The sequence below is a fragment of the Citrobacter sp. Ce006 genome (genome assembly GCF_030336535.1).
Lineage (GTDB): Bacteria > Pseudomonadota > Gammaproteobacteria > Enterobacterales > Enterobacteriaceae > Citrobacter > Citrobacter europaeus.
This window is the reverse complement of sequence record NZ_JAOWDO010000068.1, coordinates 45,781-67,825: the sequence shown is the minus strand read 5'-3', so window position 1 is coordinate 67,825 and position 22,045 is coordinate 45,781. Positions and strand designations below refer to the sequence as shown.

At 55.2% G+C, this 22,045-nt stretch carries 11 protein-coding genes; 8 read left to right on the top strand and 3 right to left on the bottom strand.

Features of this window, described 5'->3' with window-relative positions; translation table 11 throughout:
• Positions 1-10 precede the first annotated feature (10 nt).
• Entirely contained in the window at positions 11-604 is a 594-nt protein-coding gene (grpE, locus tag OGV94_RS12375; protein WP_043017972.1) for a nucleotide exchange factor GrpE, read from the bottom strand.
• Between the two features lie 123 nt (positions 605-727).
• Here grpE and nadK point away from each other — a divergent pair, with 123 nt between their 5' ends.
• The 3 genes from nadK (at position 728) to bamE (ending at position 3,847) form a co-directional block, all read left to right on the top strand.
• Complete coding sequence (gene nadK, locus OGV94_RS12370; protein ID WP_032944608.1) at positions 728-1,606, top strand: NAD(+) kinase; 879 nt, start codon at positions 728-730, stop codon at positions 1,604-1,606.
• An 85-nt stretch (positions 1,607-1,691) separates the two neighbouring features.
• Positions 1,692-3,353: a DNA repair protein RecN gene (gene recN, locus OGV94_RS12365; protein WP_047409398.1), complete on the top strand. Its 1,662-nt coding sequence runs from the start codon at positions 1,692-1,694 to the stop codon at positions 3,351-3,353.
• Between the two features lie 149 nt (positions 3,354-3,502).
• Positions 3,503-3,847, top strand: a complete 345-nt coding sequence (gene bamE / locus OGV94_RS12360; RefSeq protein ID WP_003826401.1) for an outer membrane protein assembly factor BamE — start codon at positions 3,503-3,505, stop codon at positions 3,845-3,847.
• Positions 3,848-3,896: 49 nt separating this feature from the next.
• On the opposite strand, the gene OGV94_RS12355 is transcribed toward bamE, so the two are convergent.
• A complete protein-coding gene (locus OGV94_RS12355; RefSeq protein WP_003839823.1) occupies positions 3,897-4,193 on the bottom strand; it encodes an RnfH family protein in 297 nt (98 codons plus the stop codon).
• Positions 4,177-4,620, bottom strand: a complete 444-nt coding sequence (gene ratA, locus OGV94_RS12350) for a type II toxin-antitoxin system toxin RatA (protein WP_003031213.1) — start codon at positions 4,618-4,620, stop codon at positions 4,177-4,179. The genes OGV94_RS12355 and ratA overlap by 17 nt, the downstream gene beginning before the upstream one ends.
• Positions 4,621-4,774: 154 nt before the next feature.
• On the opposite strand from ratA, the gene smpB reads away from it, so the two are divergent.
• The 5 genes from smpB to OGV94_RS12325 all read left to right on the top strand — a co-directional run bounded on the left by smpB (position 4,775) and on the right by OGV94_RS12325 (position 21,973).
• Positions 4,775-5,257, top strand: a complete 483-nt coding sequence (gene smpB, locus OGV94_RS12345) for an SsrA-binding protein SmpB (RefSeq protein ID WP_043017973.1) — start codon at positions 4,775-4,777, stop codon at positions 5,255-5,257.
• Between the two features lie 581 nt (positions 5,258-5,838).
• On the top strand, positions 5,839-17,109 hold the full coding sequence (locus OGV94_RS12340) for a BapA/Bap/LapF family large adhesin (RefSeq protein WP_286523475.1): 11,271 nt from the start codon (positions 5,839-5,841) through the stop codon (positions 17,107-17,109).
• Between the two features lie 100 nt (positions 17,110-17,209).
• Entirely contained in the window at positions 17,210-18,619 is a 1,410-nt protein-coding gene (locus OGV94_RS12335; RefSeq protein ID WP_213732882.1) for a TolC family outer membrane protein, read from the top strand.
• Positions 18,616-20,802 carry a type I secretion system permease/ATPase gene (locus OGV94_RS12330; protein WP_043017243.1) on the top strand — a complete coding sequence of 729 codons (2,187 nt, stop codon included), beginning with the start codon at positions 18,616-18,618 and terminating at the stop codon, positions 20,800-20,802. The genes OGV94_RS12335 and OGV94_RS12330 overlap by 4 nt, the downstream gene beginning before the upstream one ends.
• Before the next feature lie 7 nt (positions 20,803-20,809).
• Entirely contained in the window at positions 20,810-21,973 is a 1,164-nt protein-coding gene (locus tag OGV94_RS12325; protein ID WP_087050841.1) for a beta-barrel domain-containing protein, read from the top strand.
• Positions 21,974-22,045 lie beyond the last annotated feature (72 nt).

Below are 22,045 nucleotides of genomic sequence, written 5' to 3'. Positions count from 1 at the left end.
TGAAGGCTGATTAGCCTTTGGCTTTCGCCACAGAGACCATCGCGGCGCGGATGGTACGTCCGTTCAGGGTATAGCCTTTTTGCATTACCATCAGCACATTCCCGGCAGCAACCTCGTCAGACTCTACCATTGCAATTGCCTGGTGCACATTCGGGTCCATCGGCACATCGATATCCGCAACCACCTGTACGCCAAACTTCGCCACGACATCCAGCATTGACTTACGGGTCAGCTCAATACCTTCAACCATCGCCGCCATAGCGTCATTATCTTTGTCCGCCACTTCCAGCGCACGGTCCAGACTATCCAGCACCGGCAGCAATTCGTTGACGAATTTTTCCAGCGCAAACTTATGCGCTTTTTCTACGTCAAGTTCGGTACGACGACGCAGGTTTTCCATTTCCGCTTTGATACGCAACACGCTGTCGCGCTCGCGAGTTTCGGCTTCAGCAAGCTGAGCTTCAAGATTCGCAATTTTTTCATCGCGCGGATCCACCTGCTCAGCAGAAGCGTCTGATTCAACCGCCTCAACTTCTTCGTGCTGATCCATGATAATTTCTTCCGGGGCTTGCCCCTCAGGCGTTTTCTGTTCTTTACTACTCATGAATTTCTCCGCGTTTTTTTTCGCATTCATCTCGCTAACTTGGCTTATTATGGGGATCAGATTCAGGGATTCAAGGGAAGTACTCACATTGTCACTAATCTTCGTTACAAGGACCTCGAGAAAATGAACAAACATTTCAAGTGTATTGGCATTGTGGGGCATCCACGTCACCCCACTGCACTGACCACACATGAAATGCTCTACCGCTGGCTGTGCGCCAAAGGTTATGAGGTTATCGTTGAGCAACAAATCGCCCACGAGCTACAGCTGAAAAATGTGAAAACCGGTACGCTCGCAGAGATTGGCCAGCAGGCAGACCTCGCCGTGGTCGTCGGCGGCGACGGCAATATGCTGGGCGCCGCACGCACTCTGGCACGTTATGACATCAAGGTTATTGGCATTAACCGCGGCAACCTTGGTTTCCTGACCGACCTTGACCCAGACAATGCCCAACAGCAGCTAGCTGACGTGCTGGAAGGCCACTACATCAGCGAAAAGCGCTTTTTACTCGAAGCCCAGGTATGCCAACAGGATTGCCAGAAGCGCATTAGCACTGCGATCAATGAAGTTGTGCTGCACCCCGGGAAAGTGGCGCACATGATTGAATTCGAAGTCTATATCGATGAAATCTTTGCCTTCTCTCAACGTTCAGATGGGTTGATTATCTCCACACCAACTGGTTCTACCGCCTACTCGCTCTCTGCCGGAGGCCCAATTCTGACACCTTCTCTGGATGCCATTACGCTGGTTCCGATGTTTCCGCATACGCTTTCCGCGCGACCGCTGGTGATCAACAGTAGCAGCACTATACGCCTGCGTTTTTCTCATCGCCGGAACGATCTCGAGATCAGCTGTGACAGCCAAATAGCCCTGCCTATACAGGAAGGTGAAGACGTATTGATTCGCCGCTGTGATTATCATCTGAACCTGATACATCCAAAAGATTACAGCTATTTCAACACATTAAGTACGAAACTAGGCTGGTCAAAAAAATTATTCTAATTTAACGCTAACCTCTTTACTGTATAAAAAACCAGTTTATACTGTATGTAATTACAGTTATGGTTTTTCATACAGGAAAACAGCTATGTTGGCACAACTGACCATCAGCAATTTCGCTATCGTTCGTGAACTTGAGATCGATTTCCAGAACGGAATGACCGTTATTACCGGTGAGACCGGTGCGGGTAAATCCATTGCCATTGATGCTCTCGGTTTATGTCTGGGCGGACGCGCAGACGCCGACATGGTGCGTGCAGGCGCCACGCGAGCCGACCTCTGCGCCCGTTTTGCCTTAAAAGATACCCCCGCAGCTCTGCGCTGGCTGGAAGAGAACCAGCTTGAGGAAGGCCGTGAGTGTCTACTGCGTCGCGTTATCAGCAGCGACGGCCGCTCTCGTGGCTTTATTAACGGTACCGCCGTTCCATTGTCGCAGTTGCGCGAACTGGGCCAGTTACTTATTCAAATCCACGGTCAGCATGCACATCAGCTCCTGACTAAATCAGAACACCAAAAATCCCTGCTGGACGGTTACGCCAATGAAGCGTCCCTGACTCAAGAAATGGCTGCGCGCTACCAGTTGTGGCACCAAAGCTGTCGTGACCTGGCGCATCATCAACAACAAAGTCAGGAACGCGCAGCCCGGGCGGAACTGTTGCAATACCAGTTAAAGGAACTGAACGAATTCAACCCGCAGCCAGGCGAGTTTGAGCAAATTGATGAAGAGTACAAGCGTCTGGCTAACAGCGGGCAATTGCTCACCACCAGCCAGCAGGCGCTGGCTATCCTGGCGGATGGTGAAGACATCAATTTGCAAAGCCAACTGTACACCGCAAAGCACCTGGTTACTGAACTGGCAGGCATGGACGGCAAGCTTTCCGGTATTCTGGATATGCTGGAAGAGGCCACTATCCAGCTCAGCGAAGCCAGCGACGAGCTGCGCCACTATTGCGATCGTCTGGATTTAGACCCTAATCGTTTGTTCGAACTTGAGCAGCGCATTTCTAAACAAATCTCGCTGGCGCGTAAGCATCATGTTGCCCCTGAAGCGCTGCCACAGTTCTATCAGTCATTGCTGGATGAACAACAGCAACTGGACGATCAGGCCGACTCGCTCGAAACTTTAACCCTGGCGGTGAACAATCACCATTTGCAGGCATTGGAAACGGCAAAAATGCTGCACCAGCAGCGCCAACATTATGCTCAGGAGCTGGGACAACTTATTACAGAGAGCATGCATACTCTCTCGATGCCGCACGGTGTCTTTTGCATTGATGTGAAATTTGAGGAGCACCATCTGAGCGCAGACGGAGCCGATCGCGTTGAGTTTAAAGTGACGACTAACCCGGGTCAGCCGTTACAGCCAATTGCGAAAGTGGCTTCCGGCGGGGAGCTGTCGCGTATTGCGCTGGCGATTCAGGTCATTACCGCACGTAAAATGGAAACTCCGGCGCTGATTTTCGATGAAGTGGACGTGGGTATCAGCGGCCCAACTGCTGCGGTGGTGGGCAAAATGCTGCGTCAGTTAGGCGAGTCAACTCAGGTAATGTGTGTGACTCACCTGCCGCAGGTTGCTGGCTGTGGTCATCAACACTTCTACGTCAGTAAAGAAACGGATGGCGCGATGACCGAAACACACATGCAGCCGCTTGATAAACGCGCTCGCCTGCAGGAATTAGCCCGTCTGCTTGGCGGTAGCGAAGTGACGCGCAATACCCTCGCAAATGCAAAAGAACTGCTGGCGGCATAAACTTTTTTACCTTGTGAAGGTCTGAGTTCAACATAAAATCGCCGACCGACCCGACAGCAAAAGGTTTTAAAGTGGTGAAAGGTCTATTATCATCGGCATATTACATATGAGCCGCGTACTGCTCGGGCCCGAAAAGGAATCAAATCACTATGCGCTGTAAAACGCTGACTGCTGCTGCAGCAGTACTACTGATGTTGACTGCAGGCTGTTCCACTCTGGAGCGAGTGGTTTACCGCCCTGACATCAACCAGGGGAATTATCTGACACCGACCGATGTCGCCAAAGTGCGCACGGGTATGACGCAACAACAGGTTGCTTATGCTCTGGGTACACCAATGATGTCCGATCCTTTTGGCACTAACACCTGGTTTTATGTGTTCCGTCAGCAGCCTGGACATGAAGGCGTAACCCAGCAAACGCTGACGCTGACCTTTAACAGCAGCGGCGTATTGACCAACATTGATAACAAACCCGCTCTGACCGACAACAAGTAGGTTTGAAGATCAAAAAAAGGTGCTCAATGAGCACCTTTTTTATTGTCTGTTATTTTTTAGCGGATTTCTCTGCTCGCTGTCTGCGCAGCTCTTTTGGATCAGCAATCAGTGGCCGGTAAATTTCCACCCGATCGCCGTCATGCAGAACATCAGCAAGCTTTACCGGACGGCTGTAGATACCCACTTTATTTTTACTGAGATCGATATCGGTTCGTAACTCCAGCAGCCCGGAAGCGCGGATAGCCTCTTCCACTGTTGCACCCTGCTGCAGCGTTACGCGCTGTAAATACTGTTTCTCAGGCAGCGCGTACGCCACTTCAACGACAATTTTAGCCGACGCTGACACTGTAAACCTCTTTCGCGCGAACCGTGAAGGCTTGCACCATATTTGAAGCCAGTTCTTTAAAGATACGGCCAAACGCCAGCTCGATTAACTTATTGGTAAACTCAAAATCGAGATGAAATTCAATACGACACGCTTCATGACTCAGTGGCGTAAACTTCCAGCCGCCAATCAGTTTCTTGAACGGTCCATCGACCAGATGCATCAGGATGCTCTGGTTACTGGTCAGTTGATTGCGCGTGGTGAATGTTTTGCTAATCCCTGCTTTCGAAACATCCACAGCGGCCGTCATTTGTCCCGGAGTCGACTCCAGGACGCGGCTACCAGTGCAACCCGGCAAAAACTGGGGATAGGATTTAACATCATTCACTAACTGATACATCTGTTCCGCACTGTAAGGTACTAAAGCGGTCCGGCTAATCTGAGGCATAACAATTCCCATCAATATCAATCACACAAATAATACCATTTATCACCTGCTAAAAAAAACGCTATAGCCTAACTCGTGCTAAGATAGCGCCTTGCGCCCCGCTGGATGAAATGGGGTGTTTTTCGATTCCAGATTACCTATACTGAGCGGCATTATGACGAAGAAAAAAGCACACAAACCTGGCTCAGCCACAATCGCGCTGAACAAGCGCGCACGACACGAATACTTTATTGAAGAAGAGTTCGAAGCTGGACTCGCCCTGCAAGGTTGGGAAGTCAAATCCCTGCGCGCGGGTAAAGCTAACATCGGCGACAGCTATGTCATTCTCAAAGACGGCGAAGCGTTCCTGTTTGGCGCCAACTTCACGCCGATGGCGGTGGCCTCAACACACGTGGTCTGCGATCCCACCCGTACCCGTAAGCTGTTGTTAAACCAGCGTGAGCTCGACTCTCTGTATGGTCGTATGAATCGTGATGGTTATACCGTCGTTGCGCTTTCGCTGTACTGGAAAAACGCCTGGTGCAAAGTGAAAATTGGCGTCGCGAAAGGTAAGAAACAGCACGATAAGCGTTCCGATGTGAAAGAACGCGAATGGCAGGTAGATAAAGCGCGTATTATGAAAAATGCTGGCCGCTAAACGAAACTTCCCTGTGACCAGTCTCTCATTCTGAGGCTGGTTCTTATTTTTTAGTTATTGAAACCCACCCAATACATTCACCAGGTTTATAGTTTATTTGTGCTGAATCGTTCAGGTATGAAATAAACCTCCCTGACGTTACGATAGCAGTCCATAGTCTAATAAAATAAAAGTTCAAGACCATTACGCTCATATTTTTACTTATTTAATAACACTATTATTACTGGTGTTTATTATATTAATGCGTATTCACGCTAAAATAAAAACCATAAAATACAATATGTTATAATAGCTGAGATCGTTAAAAGCATACTGGAAAGTATCCTTTTCAAATCACTAAATACTTTTTTAATATGGATAAGTTGCAGAATACTTTCTTTCTGACTATATCATCTAATACGAAAGAACTATTCAACCCAAAGGGCCCGAACGTAATTAATCAATAAAATAACATCTGCTTGACCTAATCAATGAAATTACATGTGTAAATTCATCTTTATGATGAACGGGCCCCTGTCTGCTCATTTTCCCAACGCGCTGTTGCGGATTAATACTCCCGGCATGCCATCAGGAGTGAACATATGCGTCTACTCGCCGTTGTATCAAAATTAACTGGCGTTTCCACAAATGTTGAATCCTCTGAAGTTACGCTCAGTTCGCCTTCTATCGTGAAACTGTCGGTGTCACGTGAGGAGGTGAGCCAACTGACACGCGTTAATCAGGACTTGGTTGTCACACTCCGCTCAGGTGAAACCATCACCATTAAAAACTTCTATGTCGGAAAAGGTGATGCGCAAAACCAGCTTGTTCTGGAAGACAGCAATGGCGCGCTATGGTGGGTTCAGGATACTGACGGGGCATTCCATTTCCAGCATCTGGACGATCTCACTCCGCTGATGACGGCCGAAGGTAGCCATGAAGGCGGCGCCGTCTGGCCGTGGGTTCTTGGCGGGATCGCGGTCGCGGGCGGAATTGGCCTTGCTGCGGGTGGTGGTGGCGGCGGCGGCGGTGGAGGAAGTGATAATAACGCCGGGAACGGTAGTGGTGGGAACGGCAACGGCAACGGCAACGGCAACGGCAACGGCAACGGTGAAGGTAACGGCAATGGTGAAGGTAATGGTGAAGGTAACGGTGGGAACGGTAGTGGCGACGCCGATGGCGGCACACCGCCAACGACAACCCCTAACATGCCTGACGTACCCGTTATTACCAGCGTAATCGATAACCAGGAGCTGATTACTGGTCCTGTTAATCAGCAGGAATCCACCAACGATAATACGCCCACTCTGCAGGGCACCGGTCCCGCAAATGCCACATTGCATATTTTTGATAACGGCGTCGAAATAGGTCAGGTCACTATTGATGCCAACGGCAACTGGTCGTTTACGCCATCATCTCCGCTCGCAGACGGTACCCACCAGTTTACCGTCAGTGCATCAGACGGTACGGGCAGCAGCGGCATGTCGGACAGTTGGGAGATTATTGTCGATACGCTTGCCCCCGACGCCCCTGTGGTCACGCAGGAAATCGATAATGTTGGTTCCATCACCGGACTTATCGCCAATAACGGCATAACCGACGATGCCACGCCAACTCTCACAGGCACAGGCGAAGCAGGTAGTTTTATCAGCATTTCTGATAATGGCATTCTGATTGGCATGGTTCAGGTGGATGACAATGGTAACTGGACGTTTACACCGGACACGCCGCTCAGCGACGGCGTTCACAATCTGACGCTGACGCAAACTGACGCCGCGGGTAACGTCAGCGCGGAAACGAGCGTGCCGACATTCACAGTTGATACTACCCCGCCTGCCGCCTCGGTCATTACTTCCGTTAATCCGGAAGGTACAACAGTGACCGGGAGCGCGGAAGCGGGAAGCCTGGTCATTATTATCGACAGCAATAATCAGGTTTTAGGTTCAACCACCGTTGATCAAACCGGTAATTTCTCGATCGCGATTTCTCCCTCACAGACGCACGGTGAAGCCCTGACCGCGAAGATTCAGGACCAGGCAGGCAACGTCGGGCCAGACACGTCCTTCAATGCCACCAACTCTGGCTACCCGGGCGTACCCGTTATCGTCAGCATTATGGATGATGTTGCCCCTTCAACCGGACCATTGAACAATAATCAGGCCACTAACGACCCAACGCCTACGCTCTCGGGTACTGCGGATGCCAACAGCACGGTTAATATTTATAACAACGGGGTGTTTGTTGTAAGCGTGCTTGCCGATACCAGCGGCAACTGGACCTGGACCTCCGCTACGCTCTTGCCTGACGGCCCACACGCCTTCAGCGCCACGGCGACAAACCAGTCAGGGACAGGAGGTATGTCGGCGGCATTTAATATCAGCATTGACACTCTGCCACCGCCAGCGCCGGACGATGTCAGCGTTTCCGCTGATGGTAGCGTCGTCACCGGGACAACTGAGCCGGGCAATACCGTGGTTATTACCGACGGCAATAATGTTCAGATTGGCAGCGGCGTCGCCGGAACGGATGGCTCATTTACCATTACCATTAACCCGCCACAGACCAATGGCGAAACCATTACCGCTATCGCCACCGATCCAGCCGGAAACCCAAGCCCACCGGAAACTGCACTTGCGCCAGACACCACGGCCCCGCAGCCGCCGGCTAACTTGCTGATAAATCTCACTGGCGATCTGGTTACCGGCACCGCAGAACCCAATAGCACGGTACATATTCTGGGCCCAGATGGCACAATTATTGGAACGACAACCGCCGGCCCGAACGGAAGTTTCACCGCCACGCTGCTTCCGCCGCAGACCAACGGAGAACATCTTGTCGCCAACGCGACGGATGCGGCTGGCAATACCAGCGGCAACAGCGCGATTACCGCACCGGATACCACGGCACCTGATGCGCCTACTGGCGTTATCGTCGCCGGTGACGGCGGGTCTGTGAGTGGACAAGCTGAAGCGGGAAGCACCGTCACCGTCAAAGACAGCAACGGTAATCAGATTGGCGTAGGCCAGGCTGACAGCGGCGGCAACTTCGCCGTGTCGATTACGCCATCGCAAAAGAACGGCGAAACGGTAAACGTCACCGCAACGGACAGCAGCAATAATGAGAGTCAGCCGACTTCGGCGCTGGCGCCGGATATCACAGCCCCCGGAACGCCCATCATTACCGCCGTGACGGATGACCAGCCCATGTACCAGGGCCCTCTCGATAACGGCGACGTCACTAACGACAGCAAACCTAAACTGGAAGGCACCGCCGAAGCAGGTTCTCAGGTCAAAATTTACGATAACGGCACCCTGCTGACGACCGTTACCGCTGATATCAACGGTAACTGGAACTATACGCCAGCCTCGGCGCTGGGCGAGGGCGCTCACATCTTCACGGTGACCGCCACAGACGCCGCGAATAACGCCAGCAGCGCGGCAAGCTGGAAAATTATTGTCGATACCATTGCCCCAACAGTTCCAGTGATAACGTTGGTTAACGATGATGTTGGCAGCATTACGGGTAGTGTGGCAAACAACGGTTGGATCACCAACGACAATACGCCAACCATCTCGGGTACTGGTGAACCAGGTTCACTGGTGAGCCTGTACGATGGCATTCAACTGTTGACGGTAATTCTTGTCGACAATTCGGGTACCTGGAGCTATACCGTTCCGGGAAGTCAGGCGCTCAGCGATCGCACCCATCAGTTTACGGTATCGGCAACCGATGCCGCCGGTAATGTCACCACCTCACCCACAGTGGTCAGCGTTACCGTAGATACCCAACCGCCAGGCGATCCTGTCATTTTGGCTGTGACCGACGACGTTGAGAATGCGCCTATCGATCTACCTACCGGAAGCCGTTCAAACGATACCTTGCCAGTGCTGAAAGGTACCGGAACAGCCGGAACTACGGTCACCATCTATGATGGAGCTACGCCAATTGGAAGCACGACTGTTTTACCCGGAGGCACCTGGAGTATTCAACTCAGCCAACCGCTCAGCGAAGGCTTACACAATTTATCCGCTATCGGAACGGACGTTGCAGGCAACGCCAGCAACGCCGGGAGCTTTACGTTAACCATCGATACCACGCCGCCAGCCGCACCGGTTATCGTCGCCGGGGAGGGACTGATAGGCAGCGCCACTCTCCCCCTGGCAAACGGCGGCAGTACGAAAAGTACCACCCCTGTTCTATCGGGGACTGGCGAGCCGGGAGCTACCATCACCATTGCAGATAACGGCACAACGTTGGGTAACACCATCGTCCAGCCTGATGGTACATGGACATTTACGCCGCCAAATGCGCTTCCTGAAGGACCGCATCAATTCACCGCCACAGCGACTGACGTTGCGGGCAACACCGGGATCCCGTCGGCAAGCTTTACCCTGACGGTAGACAATACGCCTCCCGCACAGCCTGGCGCGCCCATCATTACCGACGATGTGGCTCCGGTTACGGGTGTCGTGACGAATGGCAACACTAATGACACCACGCCAACCTTTAGCGGTACCGGTACAGCAGGTGATGTTATTTCGGTGTATCTCGATGGCAACGCTACGCCGCTGGGCACCACCAAGGTTGGTGCGGACGGCACATGGAGCTTTACGCCGACCACGGCTATTAACCCGGACAGTTATCAGGTCACCATCACCGCAACCGATCCGGCAGGCAACGTCAGCCAGCCGTCGACTGCCGTCACCCTGAACATTGATATTACGCCTCCGGCAACACCTACGATCTCTGCTGCAAATGACAACGCAGGCACTGTTCTGGGAGATATCCCAGCAAACGGCACAACCGATGACAGTACGCCAACCGTGCGCGGAACCGGGGAGAGCGGCTCGATCATTACGCTGTATAACGGCACTACCGTCATAGGCACTACCACCGTAGTAAATGGTTTGTGGAGCATCACACCGACGACGGCGCTGCCCAACGGCACCTACACGCTGGCGGCAGTCGCCACCGATGCTGCAGGCAACCCCAGCGGCACCTCAAACAGCATTTCGTTTACGGTGAATTCGACACCGCTTACCGCCCCGCAGGTGACGGATATCGAAGATAACGTCGGCGTGATTACCGGTACACTCGGCAATGGAAGCGTGACGGACGATCTCTCCCCCACCGTCAGCGGAACGGGAACACCGGGCAGTACGATCCTAATCTATGATAATGGCAATCTCATCCCGCTAAGCATCACGGTAGGAGTAGATGGTAAATGGAGCGTGGACGTTCCGCTTTCTGCCAATGTGCAACATACGCTGACCTTTGGCGCACAGGATGCGGCAGGTAATAGCCTCCCGGCGGGCAACCCGGTAATTATAACAACCGATACGCAAGCGCCACCTGCCCCCATCGTAACCATCATAGATAATAACGGTACGCTGGTGAGCGGGACAGCCGAACCGGGCAGCACCGTCATCATCAGAAATGGCACCACGGTCCTCGGCCAGGCCGTTGCTGACAGCATTACCGGCGCTTACACCGTCACGATTTCACCGGCTCAGACGGCGGGTGAAACATTGAACGCGATCGCTCAGGATCAGGCGGGCAACCAAAGCGGAGAAACATCGTTTACCGCCTCAATCTCGGGCCTTCCACACCCACCGACTCTGCAAATCATCGACGATGTTCCTTCCGGTTTAACTGAAATTGGTAACGGAAAAACGACCAATGACACGCAGCCAACCTTACAAGGCGTGGCAACAGCCGGCGCTGATGTACATATCTACCAAAACGGAATTCTGCTGATCACCGTCCCGGCTGACGCGAGTACCGGTGCCTGGAGCTACACCATCCCCAGCGCGCTGGCGGACGGCACGACCTGGAACTACGCGGTCTCTCAAACGGTGGGCGCTGACACCAGCGGCCTGTCGCCAAACTATGCCATTACCATCGATACCACCGCGCCGCTCGCGCCAGACATCACCGCCGTTACTGATGACGTGGCTCCGGTGACGGGCAATGTCGGCAGTGGACAAAGCACCAACGACACGCGTCCAACGTTGAGTGGTACTGGCGAAATTGGGGCGACCATTACGGTTTATGACGGCGGCGTGTCCATCGGAACCACGACCGTAAACAGCAGCGGAAACTGGAGCTTTACCCCGCAGAATGCCCTGAGCGACGGTACTCACACCTTTACCGTGCGCGCCACCGACGCCGCCGGGAACCAGGGAGTTGCATCTGCCCCCTACCCGATTACGGTTGATACGGGCCTGCCTTCGGCGCCAATCATTGTGTCAGTAACCGATGATGTAGGTGTAACGTCCACGCTCATTTCCGGGCAGGCAACCAACGATAATACGCCAACCCTGGCAGGTACCACCGAAGCCAATAGCGTAGTGACCATCCGCGATAACGGCACGGTGATTGGCACAACCACCAGCGACGGAAGCGGCATCTGGAGCTTTACGCCTTCTCCGGCGCTCGGCGAGGGCAATCACGCGTTGACCGCCACGGTCACGGACGCTGCTGGTAACGTCAGTCCGGCAACAGCGCCATTCTCACTGTTGGTCGACACACTCCCACCAGTAGTGCCAACGATTGTGTCAGTTATCGACGATCAACCGGGAAGCACTCTGCTGACCAACGGCCAACTGACCAATGATGCCCAACCCACGCTGAATGGCACTACCGAACCCAATGCCATTGTCACTATTCGCAGTAATGGTACGATCATCGGCACCGCAAATGCCGATGGCTCCGGTAGCTGGAGCTTCACCCCTACCAGCGCGCTGGCTCAGGGCGAAAATATCTTTACCGTGACGGCGACGGACGCGGCTGGCAACACCAGCGGAGCCTCCGCCTCGTTCAGCGTTCTGGTCGATTCAATTGCCCCGTCGGCACCGGTAATTCTGACCGTTCAGGACAATACCGCGCCGACAACCGGGCCTATCTCCAACGGGCAAATCAGCAACGAAAGTCGCCCGGCGCTCAGCGGTACCGGTGAAATTGGCGCGACCATTACCGTGCTGAGCGATGGTCAACCCATTGGCACCACCATCGTCGGCGCAGGCGGAACCTGGAGTTTTACGCCCTCCGCGGCATTAGGTAACGGCCTGCATACTCTGACCGTCACGGCTACAGATAGCGCTGGCAATACCAGTCTGCCTTCTGGCGGCTTTACCTACACCGTCGATACTTTGGCACCGACAGCACCGGTGATTACTCAGGTTGCAGATGATGTCGGCCCGCTGATCGGTAATCTGAACAACGGTCAGGCCACGAACGATCCACTTCCGACGCTTAGCGGTACGGCGGAAGCCAATTCCACGGTGAGAATTTACGATAACGGATCGTTAATCGGCTTTACTTCCGCGGATGGTACGGGCGCCTGGAGCTTCACGCCTGGAACCCAGCTTGGCAACGGTAACCACGCGCTGACGGTAACAGCCACCGACGCGGCCGGAAATATCAGCCCAACGTCTGCAGGATTTAACATCGTTGTTGATACCGTCGCCCCGCTTGCACCAACGATTATCCAGGCTTTTGATGACGTGTTGCCGGGAACCGGAACGCTGTCGAACGGAGCCTTTACCAACGACACCCGCCCCGTACTCAACGGCTCAGCGGAAGCCGGTGCCCGGGTAGCCATCTACGATAATGGCACGCTGCTGGCAACGGTGACTGCGACGATAGACGGCACCTGGGAATATCTGACCACCACACTTGGCAACGGCCAGCATGTGTTTATCGCCATCGCCACCGACGCTGCCGGGAACGTGAGTCCTGTCTCAGGCGGGTTTACTATTAATGTCGACACCATTGCGCCATCCGTCCCACTGCTGGTCTCTGTAGTGGATGATATCGCAGGCGGCGTGTTCAATGCGGCGCTCAGCAACGGACAGTTGACCAACGATGCGCGCCCGACGCTGAACGGCACCGCCGAGGCAGGCAGCACCGTCAGCATCTACGACGGAAGCACCCTGCTGGGTACCGCTGTGGTGCAAAGCAATAACAGTTGGTCGTTTACCCCAACCACACCGCTGGCGAATGGATCGCACACATTCACCATCACCGCCACCGATGCGGCGGGCAACACCAGCGGCGCGACGCCAGGCTTTAGCGTGGTGGTCGACACCACGGCGCCGACGCAGCCTTCGATCAGCAGCATTATTGATGATATTGGGCCAAATACCGGGCCGATTGGCAGCAATCAGCCAACTAACGACGCGCGCCCAACGTTAAACGGCATCACGGAAGCCAACGCGCGGGTTGATATTTATGATAACGGCAGTTTTGTCACCAGCGTGACGGCGGATGGTAGCGGCAACTGGAACTACACCCCGGCTACCGCGCTGGCGCAAGGCATCCATTCCTTTACCATCACCGCAACGGACAGTGCGGGTAATACCAGTGGCATGTCGTCTGCGGCCGCGATCGTGGTCGATACCGTTGCCCCGGGGATCCCAACCGGGCTGGCGGTAAACGCCAACGGCACCGCGCTCACCGGCGTTGCCGAGCCAAACAGCACGGTCATTATTACCTCCAGCGGCGGAACGGTGCTCGGCACGGCAACCGCCAACGCCTCCGGTAATTTCACCTTCACGCTGAACCCACCGCAAATCAGTGGGCAAACGCTGCTGGTTAGCGCACAAGATGCTGCAGGCAACATCGGCACGGCGGGTAACGTGCTGGCACCGTTTACCGGCGTACCGCCTGCGCCTGTTATTGCCAGCGTGTTCGATGACGTCGGCACGATCACGGGGCCGGTCGCGACGGGCAAAACCACCAATGACACCCTGCCAACCCTTAGCGGAACGGCGCAGGCTAACGCCATCGTCAGCCTGTTCAACAACGGCGTACTAATGGGCACCACGACCGCAGACGGTAACGGGCTGTGGAGCTTTACCCCATCCGGCGCGCTCAGTGAAGGTAACCACGCGTTTACCGCCACTGCAACCAACGCCAACGGCGCAAGTGGGTTGTCCGGTTCGTTCAGCGTGATTGTGGACATCACGCCACCGCTCGCGCCAACAATACTGATCAGCGCCGATGGCGGTACCGTCAGCGGCGTCGCCGAAGCGGGAAGCACGGTCACCATTTCTCTGCCCGGCGGCACCAGCGTGACGGCAATCGCCAACAGCAGCGGGGTCTACAGCGTAAACCTACCGGTTCGCCAGATTGAAGGACAGTCGCTGTCCGCCACGGCGACCGATGCGGCGGGAAATACCTCATCGCCGACAAGCGCTCTCGCACCGGTATTGCCGCTGCTGGCGGAAGACAATGTCACCAGTCTGCCGCTACAAACCGATGTGACCGTCAGCACCGAGCACCAAAGCGATTATGGTTTCCTGTTGGTCAATGCGCTGGGGAATGTCGCCAACGTACTGGGGAACGATACGGCAAGCGTGAATTTCAGCATCGCTTCTGGCGGCAGTGGATCCATTACAATCAATGCCGCTGCGACCGGCGTGGTGCTGTCACTGCTGAACACGCTTGAAGTCGTTATCCAGCGCTTTGACACCGGGCTGAATGCCTGGGTGACAGTGGTGGATACCGGGAAACCAGACTTCGCCAGCCTGCTCACCCTGGGTGCCTCGGGCGTAACGCTCAATTACAGCGGGCTGACTGGCGGTGATTACCGCGTGGTCAGCTACAACACCAACCTGCTGGCGACCGGGGCATACACCAGCCTTGATGTCTCAGTGGTAAAAGCCAGCGCAGGGACCATCATCGGTGGTACCACGGAATCTGGGAATATCATCACCGATACCGATCCCGCCAACGGGCAGGATAACGCGCCTTCCGGCACGCTGGTCACAGCCATCACCGACGGCAACGGCAACGTTGTGAACATCCCGACGGGCGGCATTGATGTGCAAGGGAAATACGGTATTCTGCATATCAATCAGAACGGTAGCTACACCTATACCCTGACCAATACGTCAATCTCGGTGTATGGTCGTTCTGAAAGTTTCACCTACACGTTGACGCATGGCAGCGATCACTCCTCGGCAAAACTGGTGGTAACGCTCGGTCAGGCTCCAACCACCAGTACGGTAACCGCGGCAGACGATGTAGCTGCGCTGACTTACGGGACGCAGGTCATCGCAGTTGATCATGGCACATCACAGCAAACCGGGTTCACGCTCGCCAACGTCGGACTGGGTAATGTGCTGGATGTCAGCCTGGTTAACGGTTTAACCAATCCGATCAAATTTAACGTAGATGACGGCGCAACCCGCACGCTGACCGTCAAGGCCAGCGTGCTCGGCGTCACGGTGGGCGGTTTTGATCTCTATGTTTATCGCTTCAACGAGTCTATTCAGCAGTATGAACAGTTCCGCGTGAAACCTAACTGGGTCACGGCGCTGTTAGGTGGTAACTCAACGGACTACACCATCACCCTGCCGGGCGGTAACTATCTGTTCCTGCTTAACGCCTCCGGCGGTCTGACGCTGCTGACCGGTTACACCCTGGATATTAAGGCGGATCACACCTACGCCGTCGACAGTCTGGCAGCGACAACCAATGGAAACCTGCTGGTCAACGATTCGGCTCCGGCCAATACCGTTATTACCGAAGTGAATGGTGTCGCCGTTAGCGGCACCGGCATTACCACCATTAACGGGCAGTACGGCACGCTGACTATCGATGCGAGAGGGAACTACACCTACACGCTGAGAAGCGGACTGGGCGCAGACGGTATCAACACGCCGGACAGCTTCGTGTATAAGGTCAGAGCGCCAAATGGCGATACCGGCAGCGCGTCGCTGAACATTACGGCAACCCCACAGGCGCTGGATGCCGTAAACGACATCAGCAGCCAGATGGCGGTCACCACCCAGGCCGATACATCCAGGTCGTTTACCGACAACAGCGTTGGGAACGCCAGCTGGAGCGCCCAACTCCTTTCACCCACCTCACAAAATGGTACTGGCGTCATTGAAGTCGCGACGGGAACGGCGGTGCAAAACGCCATACTGCATTTTAACGTCGCTTCAGGTCTGACGCTGGGCGGACTGACCGTCACCTGGGCGCTGTATGACAGCAACAACGTCAAGATTGCCGGTAACTCATTCAATGGCGGATTGCTGATTGGCGGCAATATCGATATTGCCCTCAGCGGGGTAGTACTGCACCCCGGCAACTATCGCCTCGACTATACCGGCAGCGTCGGGGCTCTGGGGCTGGGGAATATCACCATCACCCCCAGCGTGAAAGGCACGATAATCGACCTGCAAAACTTCGAGACTTCAACAGCGAACAGCGTCACCGGCAATATTTATGACGGAGACCATATTGCCAGCGTGCATACCTTGCTAACGGTGAATGGCACTGGCGGCAGCGCCGCCACGCTGGATCCGCTGAGCAGCACGACCAGCGCCATCATTAACGGGTTGTACGGCAAACTGACCATTGGCATTGATGGTCATTACACCTATGCCCTCAACAGCGATGTCTCGCTCTCCACCATCGTCACCAAAGAGACATTTACCTACACCCTTAACGACCAGAATGGACATACCGATACCGCTACGCTGACCATCAATATGAATCCGCAAGTGGTGAGTACCGTCGATGCCGATCGCCTGACTGGCAGCGCCTACGGCGATACGCTGATTTATCACCTGCTCAATGCCAACGACGCTACCGGCGGTAACGGAACAGCGGACACATGGACCAACTTCTCGCTGGCCCAGGGCGACAAAATCGATATCGGCGACCTGCTGGTGGGCTGGAACGGGCAGAACGCTACGCTCGGCAACTACCTCACCGTGACCACCAGCGGTAACAACACGGTGATTGCTATCGACCGCGACGGTACGGGCAACACTTATCACTCAACCAATCTCATAACGCTGGAGAACGTACACACCACGCTCGATGAGCTGGTGCAACAAAATCACATTGTATCCTGACGTTAACGCAATGCGTTAAAGCGCCATAACTACAGCCCCGGATGCCATGACGTCCGGGGCAATAACAGTCGTCGCTGCCGTATTTTGTAAGGGATAAACTATGAGAAATGTCGCGCCTGTTGCCCTGCTGCTGGCATTAACGCTCTGTACCCTGCGGGTGAATGCCGAAGATGAACCGCAAATTATTACGCCGGAAGGACTGGCTACCAGCCAGATGCTTCCCTCGCTGGACGGCGCGGTTGCCGATCTGCCGCTGAGCGCTGCCGCCCCCGGCAGCCTGACGCTCAACGACGCGGTAAGTCGCGCCGTGAGCTGGCATCCTTCCATTCGTGAATCGATCGGCAAACTGCTTTCGCAAAACGAGCAGATAGACGTGGCGAAATCGAAATATTACCCGCAAGTTTCTGCCGGAATGAACAACGGTTACAGCAATACCTACACCGACCACGGCTTTAGCCCGGCGCTGGTTATTTCGGTGTCACAAATGCTGTACGACTTCGGCAAAGTGGCAAGCCAGGTTCGCGCCGAAACCGCCGGAGCTGCGCAACAGCAGGCGAATGTATTACTCAGTATTGATACCATCGCCCACGCAACCGCCAACGCGATAGTCCAGGTGCAGACGTGGCAGCAAATGGTGGATGCCGCCGAAGAGCAGCTCACTGCCTTAAACGGCATTGGTCGACTGACCCGACAACGCAATGATGAAGGGGCAACCTCGCTGTCCGACGTGGTGCAAACCGATGCGCGCATCGAGTCCGCGCGTTCTCAGTTGGCGCAGTATCAGGCCAATCTCGACAGCAGCAAGGCCACTCTGATGAGTTACCTCGGCTGGAACTCGCTTAACGGCATCAGCAACGAATTTCCGGTCAAACTGGACAGCAGCTGCGATGTGGTCAAACCGGAAGATAAACTGGTTCCTGCGGTGCTGGCGGCCTGGGCGCAGGCAAATGTGGCGCAGGCAAACCTCGATTACGCCAACGCGCAGATGACGCCCACTATCTCTCTTGAGCCGTCGGTTCAGCACTATCTCAACGACAAATACCCCAGCCATGAGGTGCTCGACAAAACCCAGTACTCCACGTGGGTAAAGGTCGAGATGCCGCTGTATCAGGGGGGCGGACTCACCGCCAGGCGCAACGCCGCCAGTCACGCGGTAGAGTCTGCACAGTACTCCATCCAGCGCACCCGACTCGAAGTACGGCAGAAATTACTGGAGTCCCGCAGCCAGGCGTTGAGCCTCGCCACCGCTCTGCAGATTCTGCGTCGCCAGCAGCGGCTGAGTGAACAAACGCGTGAGCTTTATCAGCAGCAGTATCTGGACCTCGGCTCGCGTCCGCTGCTCGACGTGCTTAACGCCGAGCAAGAGGTGTATCAGGCCCGTTTTGCGGAACTCCAGACTCAAAACCAGCTGCGCCAGCTCCAGTTGAACTGCCTCTATAACACGGGCTCTCTTCGCCAGGCGTTCGCCTTAAATAACCGCAGTATTCAATCGGTGGAGATCAAGCTATGAGCGACCTCGATTCACATGCGGAAGATGCGATTGGCGAACACGCCCTGAGCCAGTGGGCGCAGGCGATGACGCATATTGCCAACCACTATCGCGTTACCTGTTCGCCCGGCGCAATCCAGGCCAACGCCCCATGGTTTGCGGGAAAAAGCCGGGCCACGGCCCTGTCGCAACTGGCGCGTCAGGCGGGACTATCATTTCATGCGCTGGATACCGCCACGCAGGCGTTCGGTCAGTGGCGTCTGCCGGTAGTCGCGGAGCTACGCGACGGCCAACTGATGGTGATAGAACATTTCAACGGTGAAGATACGTTAGATGTTTTTATCATCGCCGAAGAAGGCCAGCGTAACCGGTTAACGATTGCAGAACTTCTGCCGGAGATCGTGAGCATTACCGCGCTGCGCCCGCTGTCGGCGCTGAAAGACAGTCGGGTCGACCGCTATATTTCGCGCTTCAAGCCCGACTGGATGCGCGAACTGGTGTTAAAGGACATCCGCCCTTACCTGCCGGTCATGATTGCCGCCTTTTTGATTAACGTTCTGTCGCTCGCCGGGATTATCTTCTCCATGCAGGTCTATGACCGGGTGATCCCTGCCCAGTCTTATCCAACGCTGTATGTTCTCTCCACCGGCGTTCTGGTCGCGGTGCTGTTTGGCTTTTTGCTGCGCGAAGCGCGTACCCACATAATGGACCTGCTCGGCAAACGCGCCGATATGCGCATTTCCGATCGCGTGTTCAGCCACGCGCTGAGGCTGCGCAACAGCGCCGTTCCCCGTTCGACGGGGAGCTTCATTTCTCAACTGCGCGAGCTGGAACAGGTTCGCGAGATGATCACCTCTTCGACCATGTCGACCATTGTCGATCTGCCGTTTTTCTTTTTGTTTATCGTGGTGCTGGCCTTTATCGCCCCGCCGCTGGCATGGATAGCTCCCGTCGCAGCCCTGCTGATGATCCTGCCCGGTTTGCTATTACAGAAGAAGCTGGCGGTGCTCGCCAACCAGGCTGCCCATGAATCCACCCTGCGCAACGCAGTGTTGGTCGAAAGCGTTCAGGGGCTGGAAGACATCAAGCTGATGCAGGCGGAAAACCGCTTTTTACAGCAGTGGAACAGCTACATCCGCATTACCGGAGAGTCCGGGCTGCGCACGCGCAGGCTGACTCAGGGGCTGATTGGTTGGGGTATGTCGGTACAAAGCCTGGTCTACGCCGCCATCATTATGTTCGGCGCGCCGATGGTCATTGAAGGCACCATGACCACCGGGGCGGTGGTGGCCGCTTCGATGCTCGGTTCCAGAATGATTGCCCCGATGGCTAATCTGTGCGGCGTGCTGGCGCGCTGGCAACAGGTCAAGGCCGCGAAGATGGGGTTAGACAGCATCATGCAGCTTCCCACCGAAACGCAGTACGATGAAGACCGGGTGCATCAGGAGATTTTTCACGGTCATTATCTGTTTGAAAACGCGCACTTTCGCTACCACAGCGACGATCAGCGCGTTCCACTGCGCATCTCGCGTCTGGAGGTCATGCCCGGCGAACGGGTGGCGATCCTCGGGCGTAACGGTGCCGGAAAATCAACCCTGCTACAGGCCATGGCGGGCGGAGTGGAGATTATCCAGGGCGATGTCCGACTCGACAACCTCAGTCTGGCGCAGATCGATATGGCTGATTTACGCCGCAACATCGGCTTTCTTAGCCAGAACGCACGGCTGTTTTTCGGCACCCTGCGCGAGAATCTGACCCTCGGCGCACCGCACGCCAGCGACGCGCAGATCTTCGAAGCACTGGAGGTCAGCGGCGCGGCGGCTTTCGTTAAACAACTCGCCAAAGGGCTGGCACATCCCATTATGGAGGGCGGCAACGGTTTGTCCGGTGGACAACGGCAGTCGATCCTGCTGGCAAGAATGCTGCTGCGATCGCCCAATATCGTGCTGCTCGATGAACCCAGCGCCTCGCTGGATGAACATACCGAGCGGGAGTTTATTCAGCGCCTGAACCAGTGGCTGGGCAACCGCACACTGATTGTCGCCACCCATCGCGTACCGGTCCTGGAACTGGTCGAGCGCGTGGTGGTGTTAAAAGAAGGCCAACTGGTCATGGATGCCCCGAAAGCGCAGGCGTTGAATGCGAGCCGGGCACCCGCCCCAACTCACGGTCGGGAGTGGAAAAATGAAAACCAATCCGCATGACGCCGCCATGGATGACCTTGATATCCGTCGCGAGCACCGTTTTTCCGGGGCCAGCCGCATTATTCTGCTCAGCACGCTGCTGTTTGCCGTCCTGGGTATCTGGGCATATTTCGGCAAGCTGGATGAAGTCTCAACCGGCAGCGGGAAAGTAATACCCAGCTCGCGAGAGCAGATCTTGCAGTCGCTGGATGGCGGCATTCTCGCCGAGCTTACGGTTCGCGAGGGCGATAAAGTGCAGGCCAATCAAATTGTGGCGCGCCTCGACCCCACCCGCTCTGAGTCCAACGTTGGGGAGAGCGCCGCCCGTTATCGCGCCTCACTGGCTTCCAGCGCAAGGCTTAATGCCGAAGTTAACGATCTGCCGCTGGTCTTTCCCGATTCACTGCGCGCCTGGCCGGATCTCATCGCCTCCGAAACTCGCCTGTATAAAAGCCGCCGCGCGCAGCTTGCGGATTCAATGGCGGAACTGCAGGATGCGCTGGTCTCGGTCAATAAAGAGCTGGCCATCACCCAACGGCTGGAGAAAAGCGGCGCGGCCAGCCACGTAGAAGTGCTGCGCCTGCAACGACAAAAAAGCGATCTGGGATTAAAAATCACCGACCTGCGCTCGCAATATTTCGTGCAGGCGCGGGAAGCGCTGTCAAAAGCTAACGCCGAAGTGGACATGCTGGCGGCTATTTTGAAAGGACGCGAGGATTCCGTCACCCGTCTGACCGTTCGCGCGCCGATGCGCGGTATCGTGAAAAACATCCAGGTCACCACCATTGGCGGCGTAATCCCGCCTAATGGCGAGATGATGGAGATTGTGCCGCTTGACGACCATCTGCTGATAGAAACCCGCCTGTCGCCGCGCGATATCGCGTTCATCCACCCCGGTCAGCGGGCGCTGGTAAAGATAACCGCCTATGACTACGCCATTTACGGCGGTCTGGAAGGGGTAGTCGAAACCATCTCCCCGGACACCATTCAGGACAAAGTGAAACCGGAAATCTTCTACTACCGCGTGTTTATCCGCACCCATCAGGACTTCTTGCAGAACAAACTGGGACGCCATTTCTCCATCGTACCAGGCATGATTGCCACAGTGGATATAAAAACAGGTGAAAAAACCATCGTCGACTATTTAATCAAACCGTTTAATCGCGCAAAAGAAGCGCTGCGCGAACGATAAATCCTTGAGGATTAGGGGTTGCGGGGGCTGGTCACGCGTGTCACAAGTCTGTTATACTTGCTCTAACACATT